Genomic DNA, 26,107 nt, shown 5'->3' on the forward strand with positions numbered 1-26,107 from the left:
ACTGATTTCATTTCTTCTTCCAAAGCCGCGTCATATCCTCCAGTGTCTTACCCTTGGTCTCGGGTACGAGCTTCCACACAAAGACAGCTGCTACCACACAGATGACGCCATAAAGAGCGTAGGCGAACATGTGGCCGAACTTGTCGCCCATCTCACCCAACTGCATGTTGTACATCGGTACGAAAGTCGATGACACAATAAAATTGAAGATCCATTGGAATGCTACAGCAACTGCTACAGCTGCACCACGGATGGTATTGGGGAATATCTCGGCTATCAGTACCCAGCAGATGGGACCCCAGCTGAACATGAACGATGCACTATAGACCATGATGCTCACTACGGAAACCAGAGCAGGAAGACCGGTCACCACGTTACACAACGCCACGCCAAAGGCTCCGACAGCCATACCTATCGAGCCCGAAATGAGTAGCGGCTTGCGTCCCCAACGCTCCACGGTGAACACGGCCAGCAACGTAAAGAGAATGTTGATGATACCCATAATGACAGTCTGCATCATCGGATTGCCCATACCCATGCTCTCGAAAATACGCGGAGCGAAGTAGAGCACAGCATTGATACCCACCGCCTGCTGGAATACGCTCAGCATGATGCCGATAAAGATGACCAGCCAACCATAAGTGAAGAGGCGCTCGGTTTTCTCGTGTGCCGTAGCTTTGATGTCAGCCAGAATAGCACGTGCCTGTGAAGTACCGTTGATACGGCCCAAGACAGCCAACGCCTTGTCGTCGCGTCCGCAGAGTGCCAGATAGCGCGGCGTTTCGGGAACAAGCAGCACCAGCAGGGTAAACAATCCGGCCGGCACAGCCTCACTGACGAACATCAGTCGCCAACCTGTTTCGATAGTCCAGGCGGCCGCATCAGGATTCAGTATCTGGTTCACGCCCTCCACCGCACGGATGACGGGGTTGATGTTGTCGCCCAAGATGAGGAAATTGACGAAGTAAACCACAAGCTGGCCGAAGATGATGGCAAACTGGTTCCACGACACCAACGTACCACGGATGTTGCTCGGTGCAATCTCGGCAATGTACATGGGACAGATGGCCGACGCCAATCCGACACCCACACCGCCCAACACACGGTAGAAATTGAAAGCAAGGAGCAGCGAATAGCTCGGCTCACCATAGTTGAAAAACAGAAACTCGGGATAATAGGATCCCAAAGCCGAAAGGAAAAACAGGACACCGGCCAGGAAGAGCGATTTCTTACGCCCCAGACGGGAAGCACAAAGTCCCGAAATGGCACTACCGATGATACAACCGATAAGGGCACTCGACGACGTAATGCCATGCCACGTATCAGTATATATAAAGTCGGGCGCACTCATGAAGAAGGCCTGAAGCCCCTTGTCGGCCCCCGAAATAACGGCGGTATCGTAACCGAAGAGCAGCCCTCCCAGCACAGCCACCATCACAATGGAGAATAGGTAGCCTTTGCTACCGTTTTCTGTTTGGTTTGTCATGATATTAGGAAATTAAAAATGATGAATGAAGAATGAAGAATCAACCTGTGCGCGAGAATCATACACATCAGCCTCACACATAGCTGAAATTCTTCATCCTTCGTTCTTCATTCCTCATTAATTATTAAGCGTACATATTCACAATGGCCTCATACAGTTCCTGCTTGCCGCTGGTCTGTTTCGGTTCACCATTCTTCTTGGCGTAAGCCACAACGTCTTCCAACGTCAGCTTGCCGTCTTCGAAGTCCTTGCCAAGGCCGCTGTCGAAAGAGGCATAACGCTGGGTCAGCATCTGCTTGTAGGGCGACTCCTCAAGAAGCTTAGCAGCGCTCTCCAGCGCACGGGCCATGGCGTCCATGCCGGCAATGTGGGCGATGAAGATGTCCTCCAGGTCGGTGGAGTTGCGGCGCGTCTTGGCATCGAAGTTCGTACCGCCGTCCTTGAAGCCGCCACCGCGGATAATCTGCATCATGGCCTGGATGAGCTCAAAGTTGTCAATGGGGAACTGGTCGGTATCCCATCCGTTCTGATAGTCGCCACGGTTGGCGTCGATAGAACCCAACATACCGTTGTCCACAGCCACAGCCAGTTCGTGTTCGAAGGTATGCCCGGCCAGGGTAGCGTGGTTCACCTCGATGTTCACTTTGAAATCCTTGTCCAGCCCGTGTGCCTTCAGGAAGCCGATGACGGTCTCCGTGTCCACGTCATACTGGTGCTTGGTGGGTTCCATAGGCTTCGGCTCCACAAGGAAGGTACCCTTGAAACCGTGGGCGCGGGCATAGTCGCGGGCCATGCGCAGCATCGTGGCCAGGTGTTCCTTCTCACGTTTCTGATCAGTATTGAGCAGGCTCATGTAGCCCTCGCGGCCGCCCCAGAAGACGTAGTTCGATCCGCCCAGCTCGATGGTGGCGTCGATGGCATTCTTGATCTGTACGGCGGCACGAGCTACTACATCGAAATCGGGGTTCGTGGCGGCGCCGTTCATGTAGCGCTTGTGGCCGAAGACATTGGCCGTACCCCACAGCAATTTGATACCCGTCTCCTGCTGTTTCTGCTTCAGGTAGGCTACGATTTCCTTCAGATTGGCTTCATATTCCTCGATGGTGTCGGCCTCGGCACAGAGGTCCACGTCGTGGAAGCAATAGTACTCGATACCCATCTTCTGCATGAACTCAAAGCCCGCGTCCACCTTGTGCTTGGCAGCCTCCACGGGATTGGCCGAGTCGTTCCACGGGAAAGTCTTCGTACCGCCACCAAACTGGTCGCTGCCTTCGGCGCACAGCGTGTGCCACCAGGCCATGGCGAACTTCAGCCATTCGCTCATTTTCTTGCCCATGATAACCTTGTCGGCGTCGTAATAGCGGAACGCCATGGGATTCTTACTCTCTTTACCTTCAAACTTAATCTTTCCTATACCAGGAAAATACTCTTTTGTTGCCATAATCTTTCTGATGTTTTGTGAGGCCAAGGCCTCGATTTCTATAATTATTATTTATTTCCAAGTCAAATCATTTTCTCCAATAACTGTTTCCAGCGGGCATAAGCCTCGAGATATTCTTCGCGCCGCGTGTCGTCCGGCTCGATGACGGCCAGACGCTCCAGCGTGGCAAAGGCTTCGACATTGTCGCGATAGATACCTGCACCGATACCCGCTCCCTTGGCAGCACCTACGGAACCGTCTGTGTCGTAGAGCTCGATGGTGGCGCCCGTCACACCGGCCAGCGTGTCGCGGAAGACAGGACTGAGGAACATGTTGGCGCGTCCGGCGTGTATCTTCTGTACGGGGATGCCCATCTGCTCCATGATGTCGATGCCATACTTGAAGGCGAAAACGATGCCTTCCTGTGCAGCGCGGGCCACGTGGCGGCGATCGTGCAGGTTGAAGTTCAGTCCGCAGACGGAGCAGCCCGTCTCACGGTTCTCCAGCATACGCTCGGCACCGTTGCCGAAAGGCAGGATGCTGACGCCAGCACTACCTATGGGCACTTGGGCAGCCAAGTCGTTCAGTTCGGCGTATGAAATGCCTTCGGGAGCCACGTTGCGCTTCACCCACGAGTTGAGGATACCCGTACCGTTGATGCAGAGGAGCACGCCCAGACGGGTCTGGTCGGCCGTGTGATTGACGTGCGCAAAGGTGTTGACACGGCTGCGCGGGTCGTAGTTCACCTCGCCGTTCACGCCATAGACCACGCCGCTCGTACCTGCCGTTGAGGCTATCTCGCCAGGATTGAAGACGTTGAGCGAAAGGGCATTGTTCGGCTGGTCGCCCGCACGGTAGGTGACGGGGGTACCCTCGGCCAGGCCCAGTTCACGGGCTACGTCGGCCTTCACCCGTCCCTGCTCGGCAAAGGTGGGCCGGATATCGGCTATCAGCGAGTGGTCGAAGCCGTAGTAGTCCATCAGGAAATCGGCCACACAGCCGCGACGGAAGTCCCAGAACATACCTTCAGACAGGCCGGAGATGGTGGTACACACCTCGCCCGTCAGACGCATGGCGATGTAGTCGCCGGGAAGCATTACCTTATCTATCTGTTCATACACCTGCGGTTCGTTTTCCTTGACCCATGCCAGCTTGGCAGCGGTAAAGTTGCCCGGCGAGTTGAGCAGATGCGTCAGGCACCTTTCCTGCCCCAAAGTTTCGAAGGCCCGCTGTCCGTAGGGCACGGCGCGCGAGTCGCACCAGATGATGGACGGCCTCAATACCCGTTGTTCACGGTCCACACACACCAGCCCGTGCATCTGATAGGAGATGCCGATGGCCTTGATATCCCTGCCGGCGGCACCGGATTCATGCAACACAGCCTGCGTAGACAGTTTCAGGTTTGTCCACCAGCTTTCGGGATCTTGTTCGGCCCATCCCTGCTTTACAGCCAGAATGGGTGCCTCCGTCTTCGGATAGAAGGCCGAGGCCACACACTTGCCGCTCGCAGCATCTACCAGGCTCGCCTTGACGGACGAGCTTCCTATGTCATAACCTAATAAAAACATACACAATCAATTAATAATTAATAATTTACAATTAACAATGAAAACTCGGGACGGTTGTTATCATTCACGTTGTTTGGAAGACTTGATGATGCTTATCAACAACTTCATAAGTTCACGACAATCCTTAATGATAGAATCGAAAGACTCGGAAGAAATATAATCGGACTCCTTTAATAATATCAGCCAATATTCCGTTTCATTTGCTTCCTTCAAAGCTATAGTCAACTTATGCACAAAATCCTTCTTGCTTTCGGCAAATTCCGCCTCACGGATTAAGGCCCCGATAGCTGTCCCGCTCCGCAACAACTGTTTGGAAAGGATATGTTCATTCCGTTCTTCTGTCAGGAAACGGGACGCCTTTATCACCCGAAGCGAAAAAGCCATCGACTTATCTTTTACTACATTATCCGTTTTCATCCCCAATTATTCATTGTACATTGTACATTGTTCATTATTTTCTATCGTCTTTTATTATAGATTTTCTTGTCGAATCGGTAATAGCGTGCCGCACGGTGTGCCACGCCCTGTTGCTTCTCTTCCAGTGGTACCACGTAGTCCATCATCGCTATCTTCTTGTGGAAGTTACGCACATCAATGGTCTTGTTGTAGACCAGTTCGTAGAGGCGGCGCAGTTGCAGGGCGGTAAACTTGCGGGGCAACAGGTCGAACAGCATCGAGGGATTGAACTCGATGTACTGGCGGATGAAAGTCAGTGCCTCGCGGATAATCAGGTTGTGGTCGAAAGCCAGGTCCTTCACCTCCGGCAGGGCCACCCAGCAGGCCTGATAGTCGTCCAGATTCTTGCAGAGGGCACGGTCTATCTTCACCAACGACAGGTAAGCGATGGTCACGATGCGGTCCACCTTCGACTGGATAGCCCGCTCCAGCCAGTGTACATCTTTAGGATTTTTCGTACGGTCTTTGGAACCGAAAGCCTTGAACTGTGTCAGGTTCACCGACTTCAGTCCCGTCAGCTCGTTCAGCACACGTTTGGCAGCTCCGTCCAGGTCTTCATCCTGGTAAATCAGGCTGCCGGGCAGTTTCATGTCGTGAAAAACTTCCCCGCTTTCCTCCCCTACCCGCTTCACAAGCAGCACCTTCAGCTGTTCGCCGTCGAAACCGAATACCACACAATCCACCGAGATGTGATTGTTGGCAAGAGGCATTGTATAATCCATAGCGTTCATCATATTTCTGTTTAGCGATGCAAATATAGACATGTTTATCAAAATAGAAAATATATATAATATGTTTTTAAGCATATCATAACACTCTATTTACCAACAAAATACATATCATATATTATACAATATACAAAACACGGCTTATCATCCGCAATACAATATGTACGGAGACGGAATCAGGATACGGCTTACCGTACAGTATACAATAAGCCCCAATGCGTCCATTATCAACCGTTTCCGCAGATAAACAGAAAGCAGCAAAGTTCCACCTTATTGTATTCTCACGTCAAGAAATGCGACTGCGATTGCACAAAAAGACTGAATTTGTGTGGTGATTCGCAGAAAAAGACCTACCTTTGCAGCGCTTTTCAGAAACAAAAGCTTATTTTTATAAAACCAAATAATTTAGAAAGATGAAAGCATTTGTATTTCCGGGCCAAGGCGCCCAATTCGTAGGAATGGGCAAAGACCTGTACGAGAACTCGGCTCTGGCCAAAGAATTGTTTGAAAAAGCCAATGATATCCTCGGATATCGCATTACTGATATCATGTTCAACGGCACGGACGAAGACCTCCGTCAGACCAAGGTGACACAGCCTGCCGTATTCCTCCACTCCGTTATTTCCGCTCTCTGCATGGGCGACGACTTCAAGCCCGAAATGACTGCCGGTCACTCGCTCGGCGAATTCTCGGCCCTGGTTGCTGCCGGTGCCCTGAGTTTTGAAGACGGTCTGAAGCTGGTGTATGCACGTGCCATGGCCATGCAGAAAGCCTGCGAGGCTCAGCCCTCTACCATGGCTGCCATCATCGCCCTGCCGGACGAGAAGGTTGAGGAAATCTGCGAACAGGTAAGCAAGGAAGGCGAAGTTTGCGTAGCTGCCAACTTCAACTGCCCGGGACAGATCGTTATCTCCGGCTCCATCGAAGGCATCAACAAGGCTTGCGAACTGATGAAGGCTGCCGGCGCCAAGCGTGCCCTGCCGCTGAAGGTAGGCGGTGCTTTCCACTCTCCGCTGATGGATCCTGCCAAGGTGGAACTGGAAGCTGCCATCAACGCCACCAACTTCCACACACCGAAGTGCCCCGTTTACCAGAACGTGGATGCCCTGCCCCACACCGACCCGGCAGAAATCAAGAAGAACCTCGTGGCACAGCTCACGGCTTCCGTACGCTGGACACAGTCTGTAAAGAACATGATTGCCGACGGTGCTACTGAATTCACTGAATGCGGACCCGGCGCCGTACTGCAGGGCTTGATCAAGAAGATTGACAGCACAGTCAATGCCCACGGTATCGCATAATCCTAAAACTATCCGATAACACACAAAAGGCTGCATCTTTTCCGGAACGACGCAGCCTTTTTTTATCCCTTTATCAACCTATGAACAAGAAACTGATTCTATGTTGTGCCGGCGCCGCCATTCTGACAGCCTGCACAGGCAAAAAACAACCGGTATCACCTGCCACCGAAACTGATACCCTCTACATGCTGGTGGGAAGCTACGGCCCTGCCGACCAGGAAGGCATCAAAGTCTATAAATTCAATCAGGAGACCGGCCAAGGACAATACGTAAGCGGAGTGAAAGGAATCTCCAATCCCTCCTACCAGACCATCTCAAAAGACGGTAAACGTGTGTACAGCGTGGGCGAAGACGACGGAAGGACGGCCTGCGCCAACGCACTGGCCTTCGATGGCGCCACCGGCACGCTGACCCTCGTCAATTCCCAGCCTACGCAAGGAGCCGCCCCCTGCCACATCGCACTGAGCCCTGAAGAAGACTGCATCGTGACAGCCAACTATAACGGCAGCAACATCACCCTCTTCCCGCTCGATGCGGAAGGCCGCCTGAAATCCGGGAAGACCATCGGTTTCGACGGTCATGGTGCTGACAAGGAACGCCAGGCCCAACCGCATCTGCATTTTGTCTATTTCACTCCCGACAATAAGTATCTGCTGGCCAACGACCTGGGTACCGACCGCATCCACCGCTTTCCGCTGAACAACCGGCAGAAAGGCAGCGACACGCCGTTGGTAGACGAGAGCCGCGCTTCGGACATCCTTCTGGCTCCCGGTTCCGGCCCACGCCACACGGAGTTTTCCGCCGACGGACGGTTTGCTTACCTGATAACAGAGCTTTCCGGCGAAGTAATGGCTTTTACCTATAACGGTGACAGCCTGACACTGATGCAGACCATCCAGGCCGATACGCTGGACGCCCGCGGAAGTGCCGACATCCACCTTTCGCCTGACGGCCGCCACCTCTATGCCTCCAACCGCCTGAAAGGCGACGGGCTGGCCATTTTCCACATCAACGCCGAAGACGGCACGCTGACCAAAGCCGGCTACCAGCCCACAGGTATCCACCCGCGCAATTTCATCCTGACGCCCAACGGCAAGTATCTGCTCGTAGCCTGCCGCGACACCAACGAAATCCAAGTGTTCGCCCGCGACGCTTCGACCGGCCTGCTGACCGACACCGGCCAGACCATCAAAACCACGAAGCCTGTCTGCTTGAAGTTCGTCAAGATGTAAAATTAAATAACTTATTTCAAGAAACATTTCCCAAACGCCGCCGCAACAACTTTCAGGAGCGTCTTGGGGAATGTTTCAAACATGGGGGGCTTATGTTTCAAACATTCCCCCCTTATGTTTCAAACATAGGCCTCGTAGGGTTGAAACTCGTTTATTCCGAGAAAAAACGAGCGCTTCGGGAAGAGCCTCCTTCTTGTAAAATAAAACTACTACACATCCATCTTCTGCCTCATCCTCTCTACCGGTAAACACCATTATACCCCATTTACCGCTCCGCCTACCAGAATTACAGAAGAAAAGCCCGTTGCTGCTTTTTTTAGAAACAAATACCTATATATATGGATATTTTCAGCTACATTTGCGCTACATATCATCACAAATAGGTAAAACGACATGGAAAAAGCAAAAGTTTATTTCTCTGACCTGCGTACTTCGCCCACTTCCAACCTGCTCGACAAGATGGAACGTCTGGTGAAGAAGGCCGGCATTGCCCAACTGCCCTTGAAAGACAGTTTTGTGGCCATCAAGATACACTTCGGCGAGCCGGGCAACCTGGCCTACATCCGCCCCAACTATGCGGCACGCATGGCCAACCTGCTGCGTAGCTACGGAGCCAAACCGTTTCTGACCGACTGCAACACCCTCTACTCCGGCCGACGCGCCAACGCCGTGGACCATCTGGAGAGTGCGATGGAGAACGGATTCAACCCCATCTCCGCCCAATGCCAGGTCATCATTGCCGACGGACTGAAAGGAACCGACTACCGCGAAATACCCATTGACGGCAAATATTGTCCCGCGCCCAAAATCGGTACAGCCATTGCCGACGCGGACATCGTCATCAGCATGACCCACTTCAAGGGACACGAACAGGCCGGCTTCGGCGGTGCGCTGAAGAACCTGGGCATGGGAGCCGCAGCCGTTCCGGGCAAACTGGAACTGCACGCCTCGGCCCAACCGAAGATTGATACGGAAAACTGCATCGGCTGCAACATCTGCGTAAAGCACTGTGCCCACGATGCCGTCCACCTGAATGCCGACCGCAAGGCCGAGATTGACTATGCGAAGTGCGTGGGCTGCGGCCAGTGTGTGGCCCTGTGCCAGCACGACGGTGCCGTCGTAGGCAGCTGGGACACGTCGGAGAACATGAACTACAAGATAGCCGAATACACCAAGGCCGTGCTGAAGGACAAGCCTCACTTCCACGTCAGCTTCGTGATGAACGTGTCGCCCGAGTGCGACTGCTGGAACCACAACGATGCCGCCATCATCCCCGACCTGGGTATCCTGGCCTCCACCGACCCCGTAGCCCTCGACCAGGCCTGCGCCGACCTGGTGAACCAGACGCCCGTGCTCCACGGCAACAACGTGCTGGGCAACAAGCACGAGCACGACGACCTCTGCGGCTGCGACAAGTTCCACCTCATCCACCCCAACACCAACTGGCAGGCCGGACTGCAACATGCGGAAGAAATCGGCGTAGGTACCCGTAATTATGAATTAATTGTATAACCCATAAGAAGAAACACAAAGCAATGATTATGAATACATCTGCAAAACTTTATTCGCTTTCGTTCGCCAACGTAAAGACTTACCTGTTTGCCTTGCTGTTCGTAGCAGGCAATATCATTTTACCGCAGCTGTGCCACCTCATTCCGATGGGAGGCCCCACACTGCTGCCCATCTACTTCTTCACGCTGATAGCCGCCTATAAGTTCGGCATCCGCGTTGGCCTGTTGACAGCGCTTCTTTCGCCGATTGTCAACCACCTGCTGTTTGGTATGCCTGCCGCAGCCGTCCTGCCCGCTATTCTTATCAAATCGGGACTTCTAGCCATCGCTGCCTCAGCCATCGCCCGCTATGCCAAAGACAAAGTGACGCTGGGAGGCCTGCTGATTGCCGTATTGTCCTACCAGATTATCGGGACAGCATTTGAATGGATGCTTTGCGGCAATTTCTACCTCGCCGTACAGGATTTCCGTATGGGCGTACCCGGCATGCTGCTCCAGTGGCTGGGCGGATACTTCGCACTGAAGGCTATTGCCAACAGATAAAAGTTCGGTAGAACAACAAAAAAGAACGCGGATTTGAAGTCTACAAATCCGCGTTCTTTTTTTTATACTGCTGTCTCCGATAATCAGAAATAGCTCAAATCAATCAAACCGAAATTGGGATCTTTTTCCGGTTGCCATGTACGGACATGGATAACAGGTTCCTTCGGATGATTCAGATCCACCATCAAAAAGAGATACCCCGTATCACCGTAGCTTGACGAGAAATAATCCTGTTTAATCTGTATACCGTATATTTCTCCACCTACACCCGACTTACGTACCTGATTGTCGGCAAAACGTAAATTAATGAACTCGCTGCCAGCAAAGATGTGCTCCAATTTCTTCATATATTCACCTTTTGTCTGCCGGGTATACTTCACCACCTTTCCATCGATGGGCTGACGTTCCATTTGCCCGGAAGCCTTGACAACCGAACCTGTGATGATAAGGGCATCATCCGAGAATATACTGCGAATATACTCCAAACGCTTCAAGGCATAAGCTGTCTTGTAGCTTTCAAGGAAAGTTATGAGCACCTGGCGGGCCGTATCACCCCAGGCTGTCTGGTTCATGATATCGTCTACGGCAGGCTTGTTCAAGCCGAACGACAAGCTGGTAATTTTGCCTTCGGGAGTCATCTGGAAGACTACATCCTCAACAAAAGTACGACGGTTCCCTTGGAAACTGAAGCTCATGGGAATACTGCGGCAGGTGATTTCGCCATTATATGACAAGTACTTCAGATTGGGCTGACGAAGAATCTTGCAGTTTCCATACTTGATAAGCCGCTGGAACATGTCATACCCCTCAGGAGTACACAAGCTTTCTATTCCGTCAAAGTTATGCGTACGTATCGCCTTCTCCACCTTGGCCATCGTCTGTTCGTAGGGTGCAGCTGTTTCCGTCGAGAGGAATTTCATTCCACTATTGGTTTCCTTAGCCTGCATCGAGGAAGCCATCAATGTAGTCTGTCCCGGCTGGGCAACCGGTTCTTCACGAGCGGCAGACAACTTCAGATAGGCATCGCGCATAGCAATGGGAGTCACGCTGCCCATCACTTCAGAAAGTTCACTGTCTATGTTGGCCTCTCCCTCAAACATATATTCCGTTTTCACTGACAAACCGTCCACGCTGGCAATGGCAGGAAGTTCCACAACCCCCAAGCCGTCTTTGGCAGAAAAGATGTTGGACCAGTCGCGCCCGTCAAAATAGGAATAATCATAATTGCGGGCAGGCTTCCCTTTATAAAGGACCTTCAAGGTTACCGTTTTCAGGTTACCGTCCACTTGTTCTCCCTCCACAGACAGGTTGATATTGGTAAAGATGTCTTTCATCTGCTTGGGAATCCAACTCACCAGCAACTGTTCCTGTCCCTTGTCATCCTTCATAGTCAGGTAATTGCCATCGGGATAACTCTGCAACAAAGTCAACGACCAGTAATAATAGCGCAAAGCATCGGCCACCTGTGCCTTTTTCTCCAGCCGCATGGCTTCCTGGGCAAAATCAAGCAGTTTCACTTTTCGGCCATTGAAGATGCGCTGTATTTCGCTTTTCTTGATGTAGCGCATGACGGCTGCATCAGGCTCATTCTGAATGACAATACGTTGGGTGTTGGTCAACGTCGAATGGGAATAGGTATTGATGATAGACTTGAATTTATCTTTTTCAGTCACCTCACCATTTTCCGTTCCCCCTTCGAGAACCTGCTCATATCGGGAAGAAACGTTCGTTGAAATCTGACTGATCAGCGAAGCCAAAGCTTCATTATCAGCCTGACGCAAAGTCGGAGCATTTCCTGTTCCCCACAGATATTCATCGCTCTGTTGGATTTCTTCCACAGTTTGTGCCTGGAGAGAGAGTGAAAACAACATTCCTCCAAACAGAATTTTTATTTTCTTGTTCATGCTATTCTCTCCTTATTTTAAATTGAATTTCATTAACCGTGCTCCACCACCATCAAAAAACAATCCATAACAAGTATTTCCAACATTAAATAAATAATATTGTTCCCACTCACCATAGAAAAAATCAGAGGCCAGAGCGTCCGTATTTATAATCGTATAAGATTTGTTCTTCAAATTATATTCCAATATATAAAATGAATAATTTAAAAACAAATAATAAGTATCTCCATTTATCAGAATATCTCCAATAGTTTCATTCGGAAAAATCTGATTATCAATACTCATATATTCTTTCCACAAATTAGATTCACCGTTATAAACATACAAAAGCCGTTCTTTTCGATCTAAAGCATAAATAGCCTCGCCATCAGTATATAATTTAGATTTTCCATTTAACATAAAATCATGAGTCATAGGCAATTTGTTCCATCGATAATCAGTTAATGAAAGAGTATACATATCACTGGAAGTGATCTGAACCATTAAATCACCAACTGCCACGGCGTTACTTGCATTATATGGATCGAAATAATCAATAGAACCATCGTTTTGAACAAAACTCCACACATCGGTGTCCTTCGAATATATGTAAGTGTATTCAGTTCCCACCACATATCCTTTTCCATTAAGCCAGCAAGAATTCACAGGTGAAGAACTCGATCGTGTCTGCAATCCACTCAGCAGAATTTGCAATTCAGCAGAACGACTATAAAATTCATCATCACCGTCAACACTAAGAGATACTTCGCGTTTTGTGCCTGTCTGTAAATCATAAGCAGCCAATTCTGACATACTTTCATCATAAGTACTTAAATAAAAATACACCTCATCTTCCGATACGAAGATTCTCTTACATTGGCTAGGATCTGAAACCATATCAGAAATTGGGAATGACTCGACTTCTCCCACCGAACGGTTTGGAAATATTTCAGGTTCCGGATCTGTACCACAAGAAACAAGCAAAACCAATAATAAATTTATTACAAGATAATTATATAATCGTTTCATCATATTCTCCTTTCATAGAATTATTTACCAAAAACCAAGCCAATACCAACACTGAATTCACGATAGTTAAAATTGAAATTACTGCGGAAACCAGCCGAAAGAGCCAGCTTCTTATAACGACCAATCAGACCCAGTTCGGCCAAGCCGCCTTCATGGTTATCAATAGCAACCGTTTCATAATCATTAGTAGCCACATCCCATCCATAACGACGTACGCCATAACCTGCACCTCCATATAAATACAAATATTTCTTCACGACACGTGCCATTATACCCATAGAGGCCGCATAACGGATTTTCTTTGTTCCTCCATCGTAAATATAATCATCAGGATTAACACTTGAAAAGCTATCATCAAAGTTTCCATCTGTATGAAAATTGAAATAGGCACCGAATTTACGACAGAAACCCAAGAAAAGGCCATAACTCATTTGATCCGCATCTAACGAAGCACAAAATTGCGGCATAAGAAATGTATTCACACGAATACGTTTCATCTTATAGTCAAGAATCTCCGTTTTAGCCGGCATCAATTGGACAGTATCCTGAATAGGATAAAAATTGTGTTTTGTCACTTGCAGAACATATTGTCCAGACGGTATTGTATCACTCTGATAGGGGGTAAATCCCTTATCTTCTCCATTTATAGTCAGATTTGCGGCTGGCATGTCGGTCTTCACCTGAATAAAGCCATATGCCGCCGGTAACTGAACATTGAGTACTGTAGGATGTTCAGGTACAATTTCGAAAGTACCGCTTTCCTCTACATAATGATTACGGCAGACACGATACTTATGTTCACCTACAGGAAAAATTTCAGAATAGGCACCGTTACGAGCCGACCGTAATGTATCATCCACATAGATTTGCGCTGAAGCAGGTGAATAGTTCATCATCAATGCCTGAGCTGTTGCCAATTTTTCTACAACGCGCTCTACCACACGAGTGCCTTTATCTTCGGGAACATAAAGCATCATTTCATAAACGGTAGCCTCATTAATAGGTTCTGGATAGAAATAATTGCGAATGATACCAAAACGTTCGTGCTTGATGGTAATACGCTTGGCACCACGCGGTACATACAACCAAATCTCACCAGGCTGGTCTTCACGGGCAGTGATACCCAAAGCATCCGGTTCAAAAAACAACGATTTGTCTTTGGTCACAATCTTGATAATGGCACAAACCTCATTATTTTGATCGCGTTTCGGCGCTATGACACGTGCCGTCAAATCATTGGTCAGACAGCTAAACTTAGTTACTGAAATTTCTTCTTCCGGCTCAATGGCTACAGCCAATGAATCGTTTGCAGGCATGGCTGTAGAATCAGCCACTGCCGGTTCCTGAGCAGCGGATTTAAACGCCATACTCAGGATAAAGATGGATAATATAAATAATTTCTTCATAATAAATCTCTTACAATTTTATTGTACCGTTGTATCAGTAGTAAAGGATTCTACCTCAGAATACACCCTGGCATAATCATTTCTAGCAAAAGCACGCACAAAATATTGGGTACCTGGCGTCAGTCCTGTTATAGTCAGTTTTATCTGTCCAGCTTCTACTGTAGCTTCAGATTCCTTTTCATCTCCATATGCTCCTTCCTGAGTGGACAAGGTGAAACCCTTAGAGGTACATTCTGCACCTCCCATATCCAATATTTGTGCAGATAGCGTAACACTTGTAGATGTAATTTCACTTACAGTCACTACACCGACCAAAGGCGGGCGACTATCCTGTCCTATTAATGGAAGACTGCTTGAACTGGTATTGGAGTTATTAACAAAATGGTTTACATTTTCTCCCACATAACCACAAATTGCCCCCAAATATTCGGCCTGAACATCAATGGCGACTTCATTTGTACAGTTTGTTACTCCACCTTGAATCCAACCAGCAATACCACCGACATATTTTTTTCCTCCTTCCAAATTACCTCTATTGACACACTGGTCTATCAGATTGTTTCCGTAATAACTATTTAGGCAATGGCCAACAATACCACCCATATATTGAGTATCAGCATGTCCTACAACCCGACCTTCATTAACACAATGCTTTATAGTCAAACTTGAAGCTTGTCCCACAATACCACCAATCACATTACATTGCAGTCCATTACCAACTTTTCCTTTATTGAGGCAATCTGAAATTATTGTGCCATTTTCTGCACTAGCTACTATTCCACCGACATTGGCTTCCAGACTTTGTCCATACACTTCACCAGTATAGATACAATTGGTCAACTCACCATTGGTCCGTCCAACCAAACCACCAACATACAATCCAGCTGTACTGGTTGTTGAAGAAACTGAGACATTTGATGATACCGAATCATTCAATACTTTTCCATTATAATTATAACCAATCAGTCCTCCGACATAAGCATCTGAAGAAGAAGATGTTTTAATCGAAATTGCAACATTTGACGAACAATCCGTAACGGTACCTCTGTTCTGACCACAAATTCCACCTATCCTAAAACCATTTACATTCAAATCCAGGTTAATCATATTACCTTCACCAGCAATATGAAGGTCTTTAATGATACCATCATTAACTCCAAACAAACCTACCGAACTATCATAAATGCTATCTGCATTATATTCGACAACCTTCAAATTGGACAACGTATGATTATTACCATTAAATGTTTCATCACTGTTCAACATACGGATAGGTACCCAATTGTCAATGCTACTCAAATCAATGTCTGCATATAGATTGATTTCATTTTTCTCATTCTTCCACCATGAAACATCTGTACCATTCTTGCGCGCATATCTGAATGCCACCAGATCTTCCAATGTGTAAATTCCAGCAAGACGTGTTCCATAAATCTGAGTTTCACCATAATATGTTGTTCCACCTACTACATAGTAAGGCCTGATATGATAGAACTTATTATCAGAAATATCCAAGCCTGTAATAGTGGCCTCTATCACATTACCTTCTGTTGTTGCACTTACCTTCGAATCAACATCAACTACCGGATTGGAATGAATTTGACTATAACAATATCCCTTCTCCGTTATCTCCATATTCTCAAAATTGAAAGTCATTGTACGGAAAGTAACGGCATCACCATTTACCGAAACTACAGACAAAGGTGATAGTATTGGTTCGGTTGTTTTGACGGCGAATGCGGTTGAACTATAGAGAACTTTTTCCTCATCATCAATTGTTACCTTAAAGTAAGCACGTACAGCATAAATACGATCAAGATTTGTAGACCAGGAACTGATATAAACATCTCGGGTAAACGATGACGATTCCGGCCATACATTGCTGGATTCAACTCCTGACTCGCCTAAAATCGGATCGGAATAGTTAGCGCCAACTTCTTTCCAGCAAAAGCCGACTTCATAGGACATGCCATCCAACACATTATGAGAATCTTCCAAATTACTGCTTACCGTAAATTTCGTTTCAGTCTCGCTCACTTGAATTATAGGATCAGTTAGGGTTACAGTTGCCCAAGAAGCTCCATAAATATAAGTAGGACTATACATCACCTCACCCGTTTCACTCTTGCAATAAGCGCGGACATAATAATATTGATTGGAATCAAGCCCTTTTATGGTAGCTGTTATTAGTTCTTTCAAAGATGAAGTCTCGTCTTTTACAACGATGTCCTTCCCACCATTCACAGGAGACGAATTGGTCTGACTATAGCAGAAACCTTTCTCCACGATATTTTCCCCATCAAAACCTGTAGCTACAGCTTGGAAAGTTACCGACGTTTCTGTAGCGTCTACAGTTTTCAGGACAGAAGATACCTGTTTCCCTGCAGATTTCGCAACCAGTATTGTATTACTGTATACGACTTGTTCTGTATCATCCACATTTATTTTAAAATAAGAACGAACGGCATAGACTGCTCCTTCCGACTCTCTCCATTCTGAAGCATAAATATCACTTTCAAAAGCATTATTCTGTTCGGGTTGTCTATAAACCGTTGTATTTTCTGTTCCTTCTTCTCCCAAAACAGGTTCAGTGAAAGGAACATTGACTATCTTCCAACAGAAACCAGATTCACAATTCAAATCATCCAGACTGCCACTGATTCCCAGATTACTGCTTACTCTAAAGGATTCATTCATCCGTTCCGTAACAATGGGGTCGGCCGGCATAATCGTAGACACATCGACTGGCAACGTGATAAAATTCTTCTCTTTACCAAAATAATACCATCCGTCCATCTTCACATATGTACGATAATAGTAGGTGGTTTTGAAACTCAAACCTGTCAAATTGACGGTAAAGTCATTCTTATCCCCCACTCCGGCTACTGCAATGGCATCCCCCATATCTCCTTCACCATAACCGTCACCCAAGGAGTTTTGAGAATATGCAATTCCATATTCTTGTACCTCTCCCATTTCTGCACCGATGGTAACCGAACCTTTAATGGTAACGCCTGTACCACCTATTGCCGTCAAGTCGCCGGTCTTCAGATAAGAAGAAACTGAGTGGATTGACTCCGTTTCATTCCATAAGATTTCTTCCTCACAAGCCGAAAGAAACCAAACCAGCATGCTGCACAGCAGCCATGTCATACGATGTTTTTTCATTTTTACATTTTATATTAAATTATTTAATGAATGCTACACCTTCTACAAACGCATGCAAAATTAGGACGAATTTCATAAAGAAAAAATATTTGTGAAAGAAAATAATCAGACACAGACACACGATTTCGAGCAAAAAAGCAATAAAAAAGCAATACTGTCCGAATTCATAAATAGAAGAAAAGACATTTAAACCCGCAAATAAGACATTTATACGCCTATTTGGTTTACTTATCCGTCTTTCTGGAATTCTGTCATAAGGATTTTGGAAAAAGAAATAAAATTGTAACATTACTCATTCTTAATATCGAACATAAAAATTCCGATGAATGGACAAGACATTCCTCTGTGCACTATATAAGCCTATCAAAAAGCCTTATTCAGACCTTTAATAAGGAAAATCAGAACAATGACAACAGGTACGAATGTCCTAACTTTGCCGCGCAAACCAACATGATTGATATGAATAGTTTCTGTAAACTGGCCTCTGTCTTCCTGTGTTGTACGTTGCCCTGCAGCTGCGACCTGATAGACTATCACCCTTATGATGTGCGCATAGACGGCGAAACGGGCATCAATGAGAAAAACATCGCCCTCATCGAATCGCAATGCCAAGGGAAAGACACCCTGCGTTTTGCCTTCATGAGCGACTCTCAGCGATGGTACGACGAGACACAAGACTTCGTAAACGATGTGAACCGCAGGGACGACATCGACTTTGTAATCCATGGAGGCGACTTGAGCGACTTCGGCGTGACCGACGAATTCCTCTGGCAACGTAACATCCTGAATGGGCTCAAGATGCCCTACGTAGTACTTATCGGCAACCACGACTGCCTGGGCACGGGCGAGGAAACTTTCCGAACGGTGTTCGGCGACCCCAACTTCGCATTCATTGCCGGAGGGGTAAAGTTTGTCTGCCTCAACACGAATGCCATCGAGTATGACTACTCTCGTCCTATCCCCGACTTCAACTTCATCGAAGACGAGATGAACACCCGAACCGACGAGTTCGACCGAACCGTTGTCGCCATGCACATCCGCCCCTATTGCGGTGAGTTCAACAACAATGTGGCACGCGTCTTCCAGCGATACATCAACCTGTATCCCTCCCTCCAGTTTTGTCTGGCGGCACACGAACACCGACTGGCCGAGATGGACCTGTTCGAAGACGGCGTGATGTATTATCTGAGCGATTGCATGAAGCATCGCAATTACTACATATTTACGTTAACACCCGATGGATATGAACGCGAAGTGGTTTATTTTTAAGTATCTGCGCCTGCCTTCGGCCGGCTTGATGACAAGCTTGGCAAGCCTTCTGCTATGCGCCCCTGCGTTGTCGCAAGAAGTCAACCATCGGCCCGTTATCCAAGATACGGCGCAGGTATCCACTCAAAAGGAATACAGTCGCTACGACCGTCGTGTCCATCGCTACCGCAACCGTTGGGAAGTGCTGATACCTACACATACCAAACTACAGTTTGCCGGCAATATGGGCCTGTTGTCCATCGGTACAGGATGGGATTATGGCAAGCACAACCAGTGGGAAACGGACTTGCTTTTCGGATTTCTGCCCAAATACCAGTCGGATAAAGCCAAGCTTACCTTCACGCTGAAGCAGAACTACATTCCCTGGAGCCTGTCCATCAAGAAGAGCGACTTTGCTCTGGAACCGCTCACCTGCGGTATGTATCTCAATACGGTGTTCGGGAGCGACTTTTGGGTACACGAGCCCGAACGTTATCCCAAGGGATATTATGGCTTCTCTTCGAAAGTCCGCATCCACGCCTTCTTGGGGCAGCGCGTCACCTACAACATCCCCGAAAAGTATCGTTTTTCGGCCCGAGCCGTCACGCTGTTTTACGAACTGAGCACCAGCGACCTCTACATAGTCAGTGCCTTCACCAATCATTACCTCAAGCCGAAAGACTACCTGAGCCTCTCGTTTGGAGTGAAGCTGCAACTGCTGTAAGGAAGAAAGCATTGTTTTGCAGGCAGGAAAGCAATGCTTTCTTCCCAAGAAAACAGTGCTTTACTATTTCCTGCCGATTGCGATTGTAAAGGAACATAATCAGTTCAATACCACGACAAAAGCCTTCCTTACATTATTCAATGAATCAGGCTGTTAGGCAAAAAGTCGGCCACCGTTCCTCATTTCGCAGGCAAAACGCCGCGCATTTCCTGCCAAAAAGCGTATATTTGTTCACGAAATACAGAAACACGGAAAGATGAAGAAATCAGGCAACATACTCATCGTAGACGACAACCGAGGTGTGCTGAGCGCACTGCAACTGCTGTTGAAACCCTACTTCGACCGCATCGAAGTGCTGTCCTCGCCCGCCGGGCTGAATGCCGCCCTCCATAACGGCGCATGGCAGGTGGTGCTGCTCGACATGAACTTTACGGCCGGCATCAACAACGGCAACGAAGGGCTCTACTGGCTGAGCGAAATCAAGCGTCAGAAGCCCCTGCTGCCCGTAGTGCTCTTCACCGCCTACGCCGACATCGCCCTTGCCGTGAGGGGAATCAAGGAAGGAGCTGCCGACTTCATCGTCAAGCCTTGGGACAACGCCAAGCTCATCGAAACCCTGCTCGCTGCCTGTTCGCCAGCCGGCAAAGGGAAGAAAACACCTCCCAGGCAAGAAGGCGGATGCATGTACTGGGGTACAAGCGCCTCCATGCAGCACCTGCGCCAGCTGGTGGAGAAGGTGGCCGGCACCGACGCCAACATTCTGATAACGGGCGAAAACGGTACAGGAAAAGGGATGCTGGCGCGAGAGATACACGCCCTCTCTGCCCGACGCGAGCGGGAAATGGTCAGCGTAGACATGGGAGCACTGACCGAAAGCCTCTTCGAAAGCGAACTCTTCGGGCATGTGAAAGGTGCCTTTACCGACGCGCATGCCGACCGTACCGGCAAGTTTGAGGCGGCCACCGGCAGCACACTCTTTCTGGACGAGATAGGCAACCTGCCCTACCACCTGCAAGCCAAACTGCTGACCGCCATCCAGCGCCGCGCCGTGGTCAAGGTAGGCAGCAATCTGCCCATCCCTGTTGACATCCGCCTGATATGTGCCACCAACCGTGACCTGAACGAACAGGTGGCACGCGGTGAATTCCGCGAAGACTTGCTCTACCGCATCAACACCATCCATCTGGAGATACCGCCCCTGCGCAAACGGACGGAAGACATCCTGCCGCTGGCCGGGCGCTTCATCGCCCGCTTCTGCCACCAGTATGGCAAGCCCGAACTGACGCCCGACGACGAAGCCCGCGACAAACTCCTGCGCCATCCCTGGTATGGCAACATACGCGAACTGGAGCATGCGGTAGAAAAGGCTGTCATCATCTGCGACGGCCCCATCCTGACGGCCGAGAGCTTCCAGCTTCCGCGCCCGTCCGCACCAGCCGCCGATGCAGGCGAAGCCACCACCCTCGAAGCCATGGAAAGGCAGATGATAGCCCGCGCCCTGCAGACTTGCGAAGGCAATCTGTCGGCCGTAGCGGCCAGCTTGGGCATCACCCGACAGACGCTCTACAACAAAATGAAACGATACGGACTCTAAAAATACCGACACCGCCCATGAGCATCATCCAGAAATTGTCGCCCTACTACACCTTCCGCTTCTGCGTGTGCCTGCTTGCCGTCCTTGCCGCAGGAAGCGCATGGACTGTTTTCGCCATCGGCCCCACGCATCTGCCCACATGGTGCAACCCTCTCTTCTGGGCCATCGTACTGACGGTGCTGGCATGCCTGGCCGTGTGGTGGAGCATAAAGCTCTACCGCCAGCATGTGCGCAAGGTCCTCTTTCTGCTCGATGCCATAGAAAACAACGACGGTTCGCTCCATTTCTCCGAACAGGACGGCACGCCCGACAACCGTCTGCTGAACCATGCCCTGAACCGCGTGTCGCAGATTATGGCCCACACCAAGCAGGAAGTCATCCAGCAGGAAAAATACTACGAACTGATACTGAACTGCGTAGATACGGGCATCGTGGTGCTGAACGACAAAGGTGCCGTCTATCAGAAAAACGAAGAAGCCCTGCGCCTGCTGGGCCTTACTGTACTGACCCACCTGAACCAACTGAACCGTATCGACCCGCAACTGGCAACCCAACTGGCCTCCTGCCGTGCCGGCAACAAGTTGCAGGTGACATTCCACAACGAGCGCGGCACGATGAACCTCTCTGTACGAACGAGTGAAATCACCGTCCACGGCAATCACCTGCGCATCCTGGCCCTGAACGACATCAACAACGAACTGGACGAAAAGGAAATCGACTCATGGACACGGCTCACCCGCGTACTGACACACGAAATCATGAACTCCGTCACTCCCATCACCTCCTTGAGTGACACCCTGCTCCAGCTGGTAGACCATCGGACGGCCGACAACAATGGCGAGGACGAGATACGCCAAGGGTTGCAGACAATCAGTAGTACAGGCAAAGGATTGCTGTCCTTCGTTGAGTCCTACCGCCGCTTCACACGCATCCCCACCCCTGAGCCGAGCCTGTTTTTCGTAAAGGGATTCGTAGAGCGCATGGTGCAATTGGCCCGCCATCAGTTTCCAGAAGCAGGAGGCATCACCTTCGATATCGATGTGAACCCTGACGACCTCATCCTGCATGCCGACGAGAACCTCATCGGCCAGGTAGTAACCAACCTGTTGCGAAACGCCGTACAAGCCATCAGCGAACAAGCATCCTCGGACGGAAGCAAAGAAGGACGCATCTCCATCCGGGCCCGTTGCGACCACGAAGAGGCCGTGCTGATTGAAATATCGAACAACGGTCCTGCCATCCCTGCCGAAGTGGCCGAACACATTTTCATCCCCTTCTTCACCACCCGCGAAGGAGGAAACGGCATCGGGTTGAGCATTTCGCGACAAATCATGCGCCTGTCTGGAGGAAGCCTCTCCCTTATACCGGCCCATGAAACGACTTTCCTGCTGAAGTTCAACTGAACAAGCAGGCTGAAATGATTGTTAGACAAGTAACAAAAAAAACGATATGACAGACATAATACTTACAGCAGAAAACATCCTATTGGTATGCTCCGTATTGCTCTTTGTCAGCATTTGGGCTGGAAAGACAGGCTATCGCTTCGGAGTACCCACCCTCTTGCTCTTCCTCGTCGTCGGCATGCTTTTCGGCAGTGACGGATTAGGCATTCAGTTCTATAACATGAAGGCCGCCCAGTTCATCGGTATGGTAGCCCTCAGCATCATTCTTTTCACAGGCGGTATGGACACACGCTTCTCGGACATCAAGCCCGTATTGAAACCCGGCATCGCCTTGTCTACGGCAGGCGTACTGCTCACGACACTCTTTACAGGCTTGTTCATCTGGTGGCTTTCAGGTATGAGCTGGACGAACATCCACTTTCCCCTCATTCCCTCCCTGTTGTTGGCCGCCACGATGTCGTCTACCGACTCGGCATCGGTCTTTGCCATCCTGCGTTCGCAAAAAATCAATCTGAAACACAACCTGCGGCCCATGCTCGAACTCGAAAGCGGAAGCAACGACCCCATGGCCTACATGCTCACCATTGTCCTGACCCAACTTGCACAGGCATCGGGCATGGGTTGGGGGCAGATTGCCAGTTCGTTCGTTATCCAGTTTGTTGTAGGAGCGGCAGCCGGCTATCTGCTGGGCAAGCTGGCCGTGCTGATGTTGAACCGCCTGAACATCGACAACCAGTCGCTGTACCCCATCCTCCTGCTGGCGTTCGTTCTTTTCACCTTCTCGGCCACCAGCCTGCTCAACGGCAACGGTTACCTGGCCGTCTACATTGCCGGCATGATGGTAGGCAATCACAAGATAGCCTATCGCAAAGAGACCAATACTTTCATGGACGGCCTGACGTGGCTTTTCCAGATCATCATGTTCCTCTGCCTGGGGTTGCTGGTCAATCCGCACGAGATGCTCAGCGTGGCCGCCGTAGCCTTGCTGATAGGTGCCTTTATGATATTGGTGGGACGTCCGCTCAGTGTTTATCTCAGCCTGCTCCCCTTCGGAAAGAGCATTACACAACGTTCGCGCCTGTTCATCTCATGGGTCGGCCTGCGTGGAGCCGTCCCCATCATTTTTGCCACCTACCCTGTTGTGGCCGATGTGCCTGGAGCCAACAGCATCTTCAACATCGTATTCTTCATCACCATCCTCTCTCTTATCGTGCAGGGCACTACCATTTCGCGGGCGGCACGCCTGCTGGGCCTCTCTATGCCCCAAGAGAAAACAGGCAACGATTTCGGCGTAGAACTGCCTGAAGAGTTGGGATCCGACCTGCACGAAGTGACCGTTACCGCTGATATGCTGACACGTGCGCAGACGCTCAAAGACATGCAGCTTCCACAAGGCACACTGGTAATGATTGTAAAGCGCGGCGATGAGTTTCTCATCCCCAACGGCTCGTTGAAACTTCACGAGGAAGACAAGCTGCTGCTCATCTCGGAAAAGAAAAAGATTTCAGCCGGCCAAGATGCAGAAACAAGCAGCCCAAGCCTGTGACCCCACGCAAAAAACAGGAAAACTGTTTGCAAGAAATGGGTGTATCCCCTATCTTTGCGCAGTTTTTCAACAAATGTGCAGAATTGAAAGAAAAAATAAAACATGAAACAAGATAACAGCTTCATCGGATATATCGAGCAGAGCATCGCCCGCAATTGGGACCGTGATGCCCTGACAGACTATAAAGGAGCAACCCTGCAATACAAGGACGTGGCCAGAAAAATAGCCAAGTTTCACATTGTATTGGAAAGTGTGGGCATCAAGCCCGGCGACAAGATTGCCGTCTGCGGCCGCAACAGTGCCCATTGGGCTGTCACGTTCCTGGCTACCATCACCTATGGAGCTGTCATCGTACCGATTTTGCACGAATTCAAGGCCGACAACATTCACAACATTGTCAACCACTCCGAAGCCAAGCTGCTCTTCGTGGGCGACCAAGCATGGGAATATTTGAACGAAGACCTCATGCCGGGCCTGATGGGAATTGTACTGCTGACAGACTTTACACCTGTCGTCTGCCGTGACCAGCGTCTGATGGATGCTTTCGAACATCGCAATGCCATCTACGGACAACGATACCCGAAGAATTTCCGTCCTGAGCACATCCGCTACCGCCATGAAGAGTCGCCCGAAGAGTTGTCTATCATCAACTATACCTCGGGCACTACAGGCTACTCGAAAGGCGTCATGCTGCCCTACCGCAGCATTCGTTCCAACATCGATTACTGCCGTGAGATGCGCCCCATACTGGCAGGCGACCACATCGTGTCGATGCTCCCGCTCGGCCACGTGTTCGGTATGGTCTACGACTTCCTTTACGGCATCTGTATGGGCGCCCATCTATTCTTCCTGACGCGCATGCCTTCACCCAAAATCATCGAGCAGTCGTTCGCCGAAATCAAGCCCCGCATCATTTCGTGCGTACCGCTCATCGTGGAGAAGATTATCAAGAAGAACATCCTGCCCCGCCTGGACAATACCATCGGCAAGCTTCTTCTGCGTGTACCTATTGTCAACGACAAGATAAAGGCCTCAGCATGCAAGGCTGCCATGGAAATCTTCGGCGGAGAGTTCAATGACATCATCATCGGAGGCGCGCCGTTCAATGCCGACGTAGAGCGCTTCCTCAAGCAGATAGGTTTCCCCTACACCATCGCCTATGGCATGACAGAATGCGGTCCCATCATCTGCTCCAGCCGCTGGCAGGACCTCAAGCTGGCATCATGCGGCAAGGCAGCCTCGCGCATGGAAGTACGCATTGACTCCAAAGACCCCGCCAACCATGCGGGCGAGATTATCTGCCGCGGCGAAAATCTGATGCTGGGCTACTACAAGAATCCTGAAGCTACCGCACAAATCATCGACGTCAATGGCTGGTTGCACACTGGCGACCTGGCCACCATGGACGCTGAAGGGAATGTCACCGTCCGCGGCCGAAGCAAGAATATGCTCCTCACCGCCAGCGGACAGAACATCTATCCCGAAGAGATAGAAAGCAAGCTGAACAACATGCCCTACGTTTCCGAATCGCTCATTGTCCTTCAGAAAGACAAGCTTGTCGCCCTCATCTACCCTGACTTCGACGAAGCCTTTGCCCGCGGTCTGCAACAGTCGGATGTAGAAGAAGCCATGGAGCAGAACCGCCTTGAGCTGAACCAGCAGTTGCCAGCCTATTGCCAGATTACCAAAGTAAAAATCCATTTCGAGGAATTTGAAAAGACAGCCAAGAAAAGCATCAAGCGTTTCCTCTACCAAGAAGCCAAGGGGTAACATTTCCAGATGCGAATATCCCGCGATGGAATACAGAATGAAAATTTAGATACTGATACATAAATGACGAAATACAGAAACAATCCATTCC

General features: G+C 49.4%; 19 protein-coding genes. 10 read left to right on the forward strand and 9 right to left on the reverse strand.

Annotated elements, in window-relative coordinates; genetic code table 11:
* Positions 1-7 precede the first annotated feature (7 nt).
* The 5 genes from xylE to RDO88_RS04650 all read right to left on the reverse strand — a co-directional run bounded on the left by xylE (position 8) and on the right by RDO88_RS04650 (position 5,652).
* Positions 8-1,486 carry a D-xylose transporter XylE gene (gene xylE / locus RDO88_RS04630; protein WP_307758267.1) on the reverse strand — a complete coding sequence of 493 codons (1,479 nt, stop codon included), beginning with the start codon at positions 1,484-1,486 and terminating at the stop codon, positions 8-10.
* 124 nt (positions 1,487-1,610) lie between these two features.
* A complete protein-coding gene (xylA, locus tag RDO88_RS04635; protein WP_307758268.1) occupies positions 1,611-2,927 on the reverse strand; it encodes a xylose isomerase in 1,317 nt (438 codons plus the stop codon).
* 62 nt (positions 2,928-2,989) lie between these two features.
* The gene (locus RDO88_RS04640) at positions 2,990-4,474 is read right to left on the reverse strand and encodes an FGGY family carbohydrate kinase (RefSeq protein ID WP_307758269.1); all 1,485 of its coding nucleotides are present in this window, start codon (positions 4,472-4,474) and stop codon (positions 2,990-2,992) included.
* A gap of 60 nt (positions 4,475-4,534) precedes the next feature.
* Positions 4,535-4,891, reverse strand: a complete 357-nt coding sequence (locus tag RDO88_RS04645) for a four helix bundle protein (protein ID WP_307758270.1) — start codon at positions 4,889-4,891, stop codon at positions 4,535-4,537.
* A 41-nt stretch (positions 4,892-4,932) separates the two neighbouring features.
* Complete coding sequence (locus RDO88_RS04650) at positions 4,933-5,652, reverse strand: NUDIX domain-containing protein (RefSeq protein WP_374043899.1); 720 nt, start codon at positions 5,650-5,652, stop codon at positions 4,933-4,935.
* A 419-nt stretch (positions 5,653-6,071) separates the two neighbouring features.
* Between RDO88_RS04650 and fabD the strand changes: the two genes are divergently transcribed.
* The 4 genes from fabD to RDO88_RS04670 all read left to right on the forward strand — a co-directional run bounded on the left by fabD (position 6,072) and on the right by RDO88_RS04670 (position 10,245).
* On the forward strand, positions 6,072-6,959 hold the full coding sequence (gene fabD / locus RDO88_RS04655) for an ACP S-malonyltransferase (RefSeq protein ID WP_307758271.1): 888 nt from the start codon (positions 6,072-6,074) through the stop codon (positions 6,957-6,959).
* Positions 6,960-7,039: 80 nt separating this feature from the next.
* The gene (locus RDO88_RS04660) at positions 7,040-8,191 is read left to right on the forward strand and encodes a beta-propeller fold lactonase family protein (protein ID WP_307758272.1); all 1,152 of its coding nucleotides are present in this window, start codon (positions 7,040-7,042) and stop codon (positions 8,189-8,191) included.
* 393 nt (positions 8,192-8,584) lie between these two features.
* A complete protein-coding gene (locus RDO88_RS04665) occupies positions 8,585-9,703 on the forward strand; it encodes a DUF362 domain-containing protein (protein ID WP_307758273.1) in 1,119 nt (372 codons plus the stop codon).
* A gap of 29 nt (positions 9,704-9,732) precedes the next feature.
* On the forward strand, positions 9,733-10,245 hold the full coding sequence (locus RDO88_RS04670) for an ECF transporter S component (RefSeq protein ID WP_307758274.1): 513 nt from the start codon (positions 9,733-9,735) through the stop codon (positions 10,243-10,245).
* An 83-nt stretch (positions 10,246-10,328) separates the two neighbouring features.
* Here RDO88_RS04670 and RDO88_RS04675 read toward each other — a convergent pair whose 3' ends face one another.
* The 4 genes from RDO88_RS04675 to RDO88_RS04690 are packed head-to-tail and all read right to left on the reverse strand — an operon-like array spanning position 10,329 to position 17,731.
* Positions 10,329-12,149 (reverse strand): LPP20 family lipoprotein, encoded by a 1,821-nt coding sequence (locus RDO88_RS04675; protein ID WP_307758275.1) that lies wholly within the window; start codon positions 12,147-12,149, stop codon positions 10,329-10,331.
* Positions 12,150-12,161: 12 nt separating this feature from the next.
* Positions 12,162-13,157 carry a hypothetical protein gene (locus tag RDO88_RS04680; protein WP_307758276.1) on the reverse strand — a complete coding sequence of 332 codons (996 nt, stop codon included), beginning with the start codon at positions 13,155-13,157 and terminating at the stop codon, positions 12,162-12,164.
* A gap of 20 nt (positions 13,158-13,177) precedes the next feature.
* Complete coding sequence (locus RDO88_RS04685; protein WP_307758277.1) at positions 13,178-14,563, reverse strand: PEGA domain-containing protein; 1,386 nt, start codon at positions 14,561-14,563, stop codon at positions 13,178-13,180.
* 18 nt (positions 14,564-14,581) lie between these two features.
* Positions 14,582-17,731, reverse strand: coding sequence for a fibronectin type III domain-containing protein (locus RDO88_RS04690; protein ID WP_307758278.1), 3,150 nt, complete (start codon positions 17,729-17,731; stop codon positions 14,582-14,584).
* Positions 17,732-18,190: 459 nt separating this feature from the next.
* Between RDO88_RS04690 and RDO88_RS04695 the strand changes: the two genes are divergently transcribed.
* From RDO88_RS04695 to RDO88_RS04720, 6 genes are all read left to right on the forward strand, one after another.
* A complete protein-coding gene (locus RDO88_RS04695) occupies positions 18,191-19,000 on the forward strand; it encodes a metallophosphoesterase (RefSeq protein WP_307758279.1) in 810 nt (269 codons plus the stop codon).
* Positions 18,975-19,703, forward strand: a complete 729-nt coding sequence (locus tag RDO88_RS04700) for a hypothetical protein (protein WP_307758280.1) — start codon at positions 18,975-18,977, stop codon at positions 19,701-19,703. Before RDO88_RS04695 ends, RDO88_RS04700 begins: the two co-directional genes overlap by 26 nt.
* A gap of 256 nt (positions 19,704-19,959) precedes the next feature.
* On the forward strand, positions 19,960-21,297 hold the full coding sequence (locus tag RDO88_RS04705) for a sigma 54-interacting transcriptional regulator (protein ID WP_307758281.1): 1,338 nt from the start codon (positions 19,960-19,962) through the stop codon (positions 21,295-21,297).
* A gap of 17 nt (positions 21,298-21,314) precedes the next feature.
* Positions 21,315-22,700 carry an ATP-binding protein gene (locus RDO88_RS04710; RefSeq protein WP_307758282.1) on the forward strand — a complete coding sequence of 462 codons (1,386 nt, stop codon included), beginning with the start codon at positions 21,315-21,317 and terminating at the stop codon, positions 22,698-22,700.
* A gap of 55 nt (positions 22,701-22,755) precedes the next feature.
* Positions 22,756-24,246: a potassium/proton antiporter gene (locus tag RDO88_RS04715; protein ID WP_307758347.1), complete on the forward strand. Its 1,491-nt coding sequence runs from the start codon at positions 22,756-22,758 to the stop codon at positions 24,244-24,246.
* A gap of 102 nt (positions 24,247-24,348) precedes the next feature.
* Complete coding sequence (locus tag RDO88_RS04720; RefSeq protein ID WP_307758283.1) at positions 24,349-26,016, forward strand: AMP-binding protein; 1,668 nt, start codon at positions 24,349-24,351, stop codon at positions 26,014-26,016.
* Positions 26,017-26,107: the final 91 nt, after the last annotated feature.

This window comes from uncultured Mediterranea sp., assembly GCF_902493215.1.
Taxonomy (GTDB): domain Bacteria; phylum Bacteroidota; class Bacteroidia; order Bacteroidales; family Bacteroidaceae; genus Bacteroides.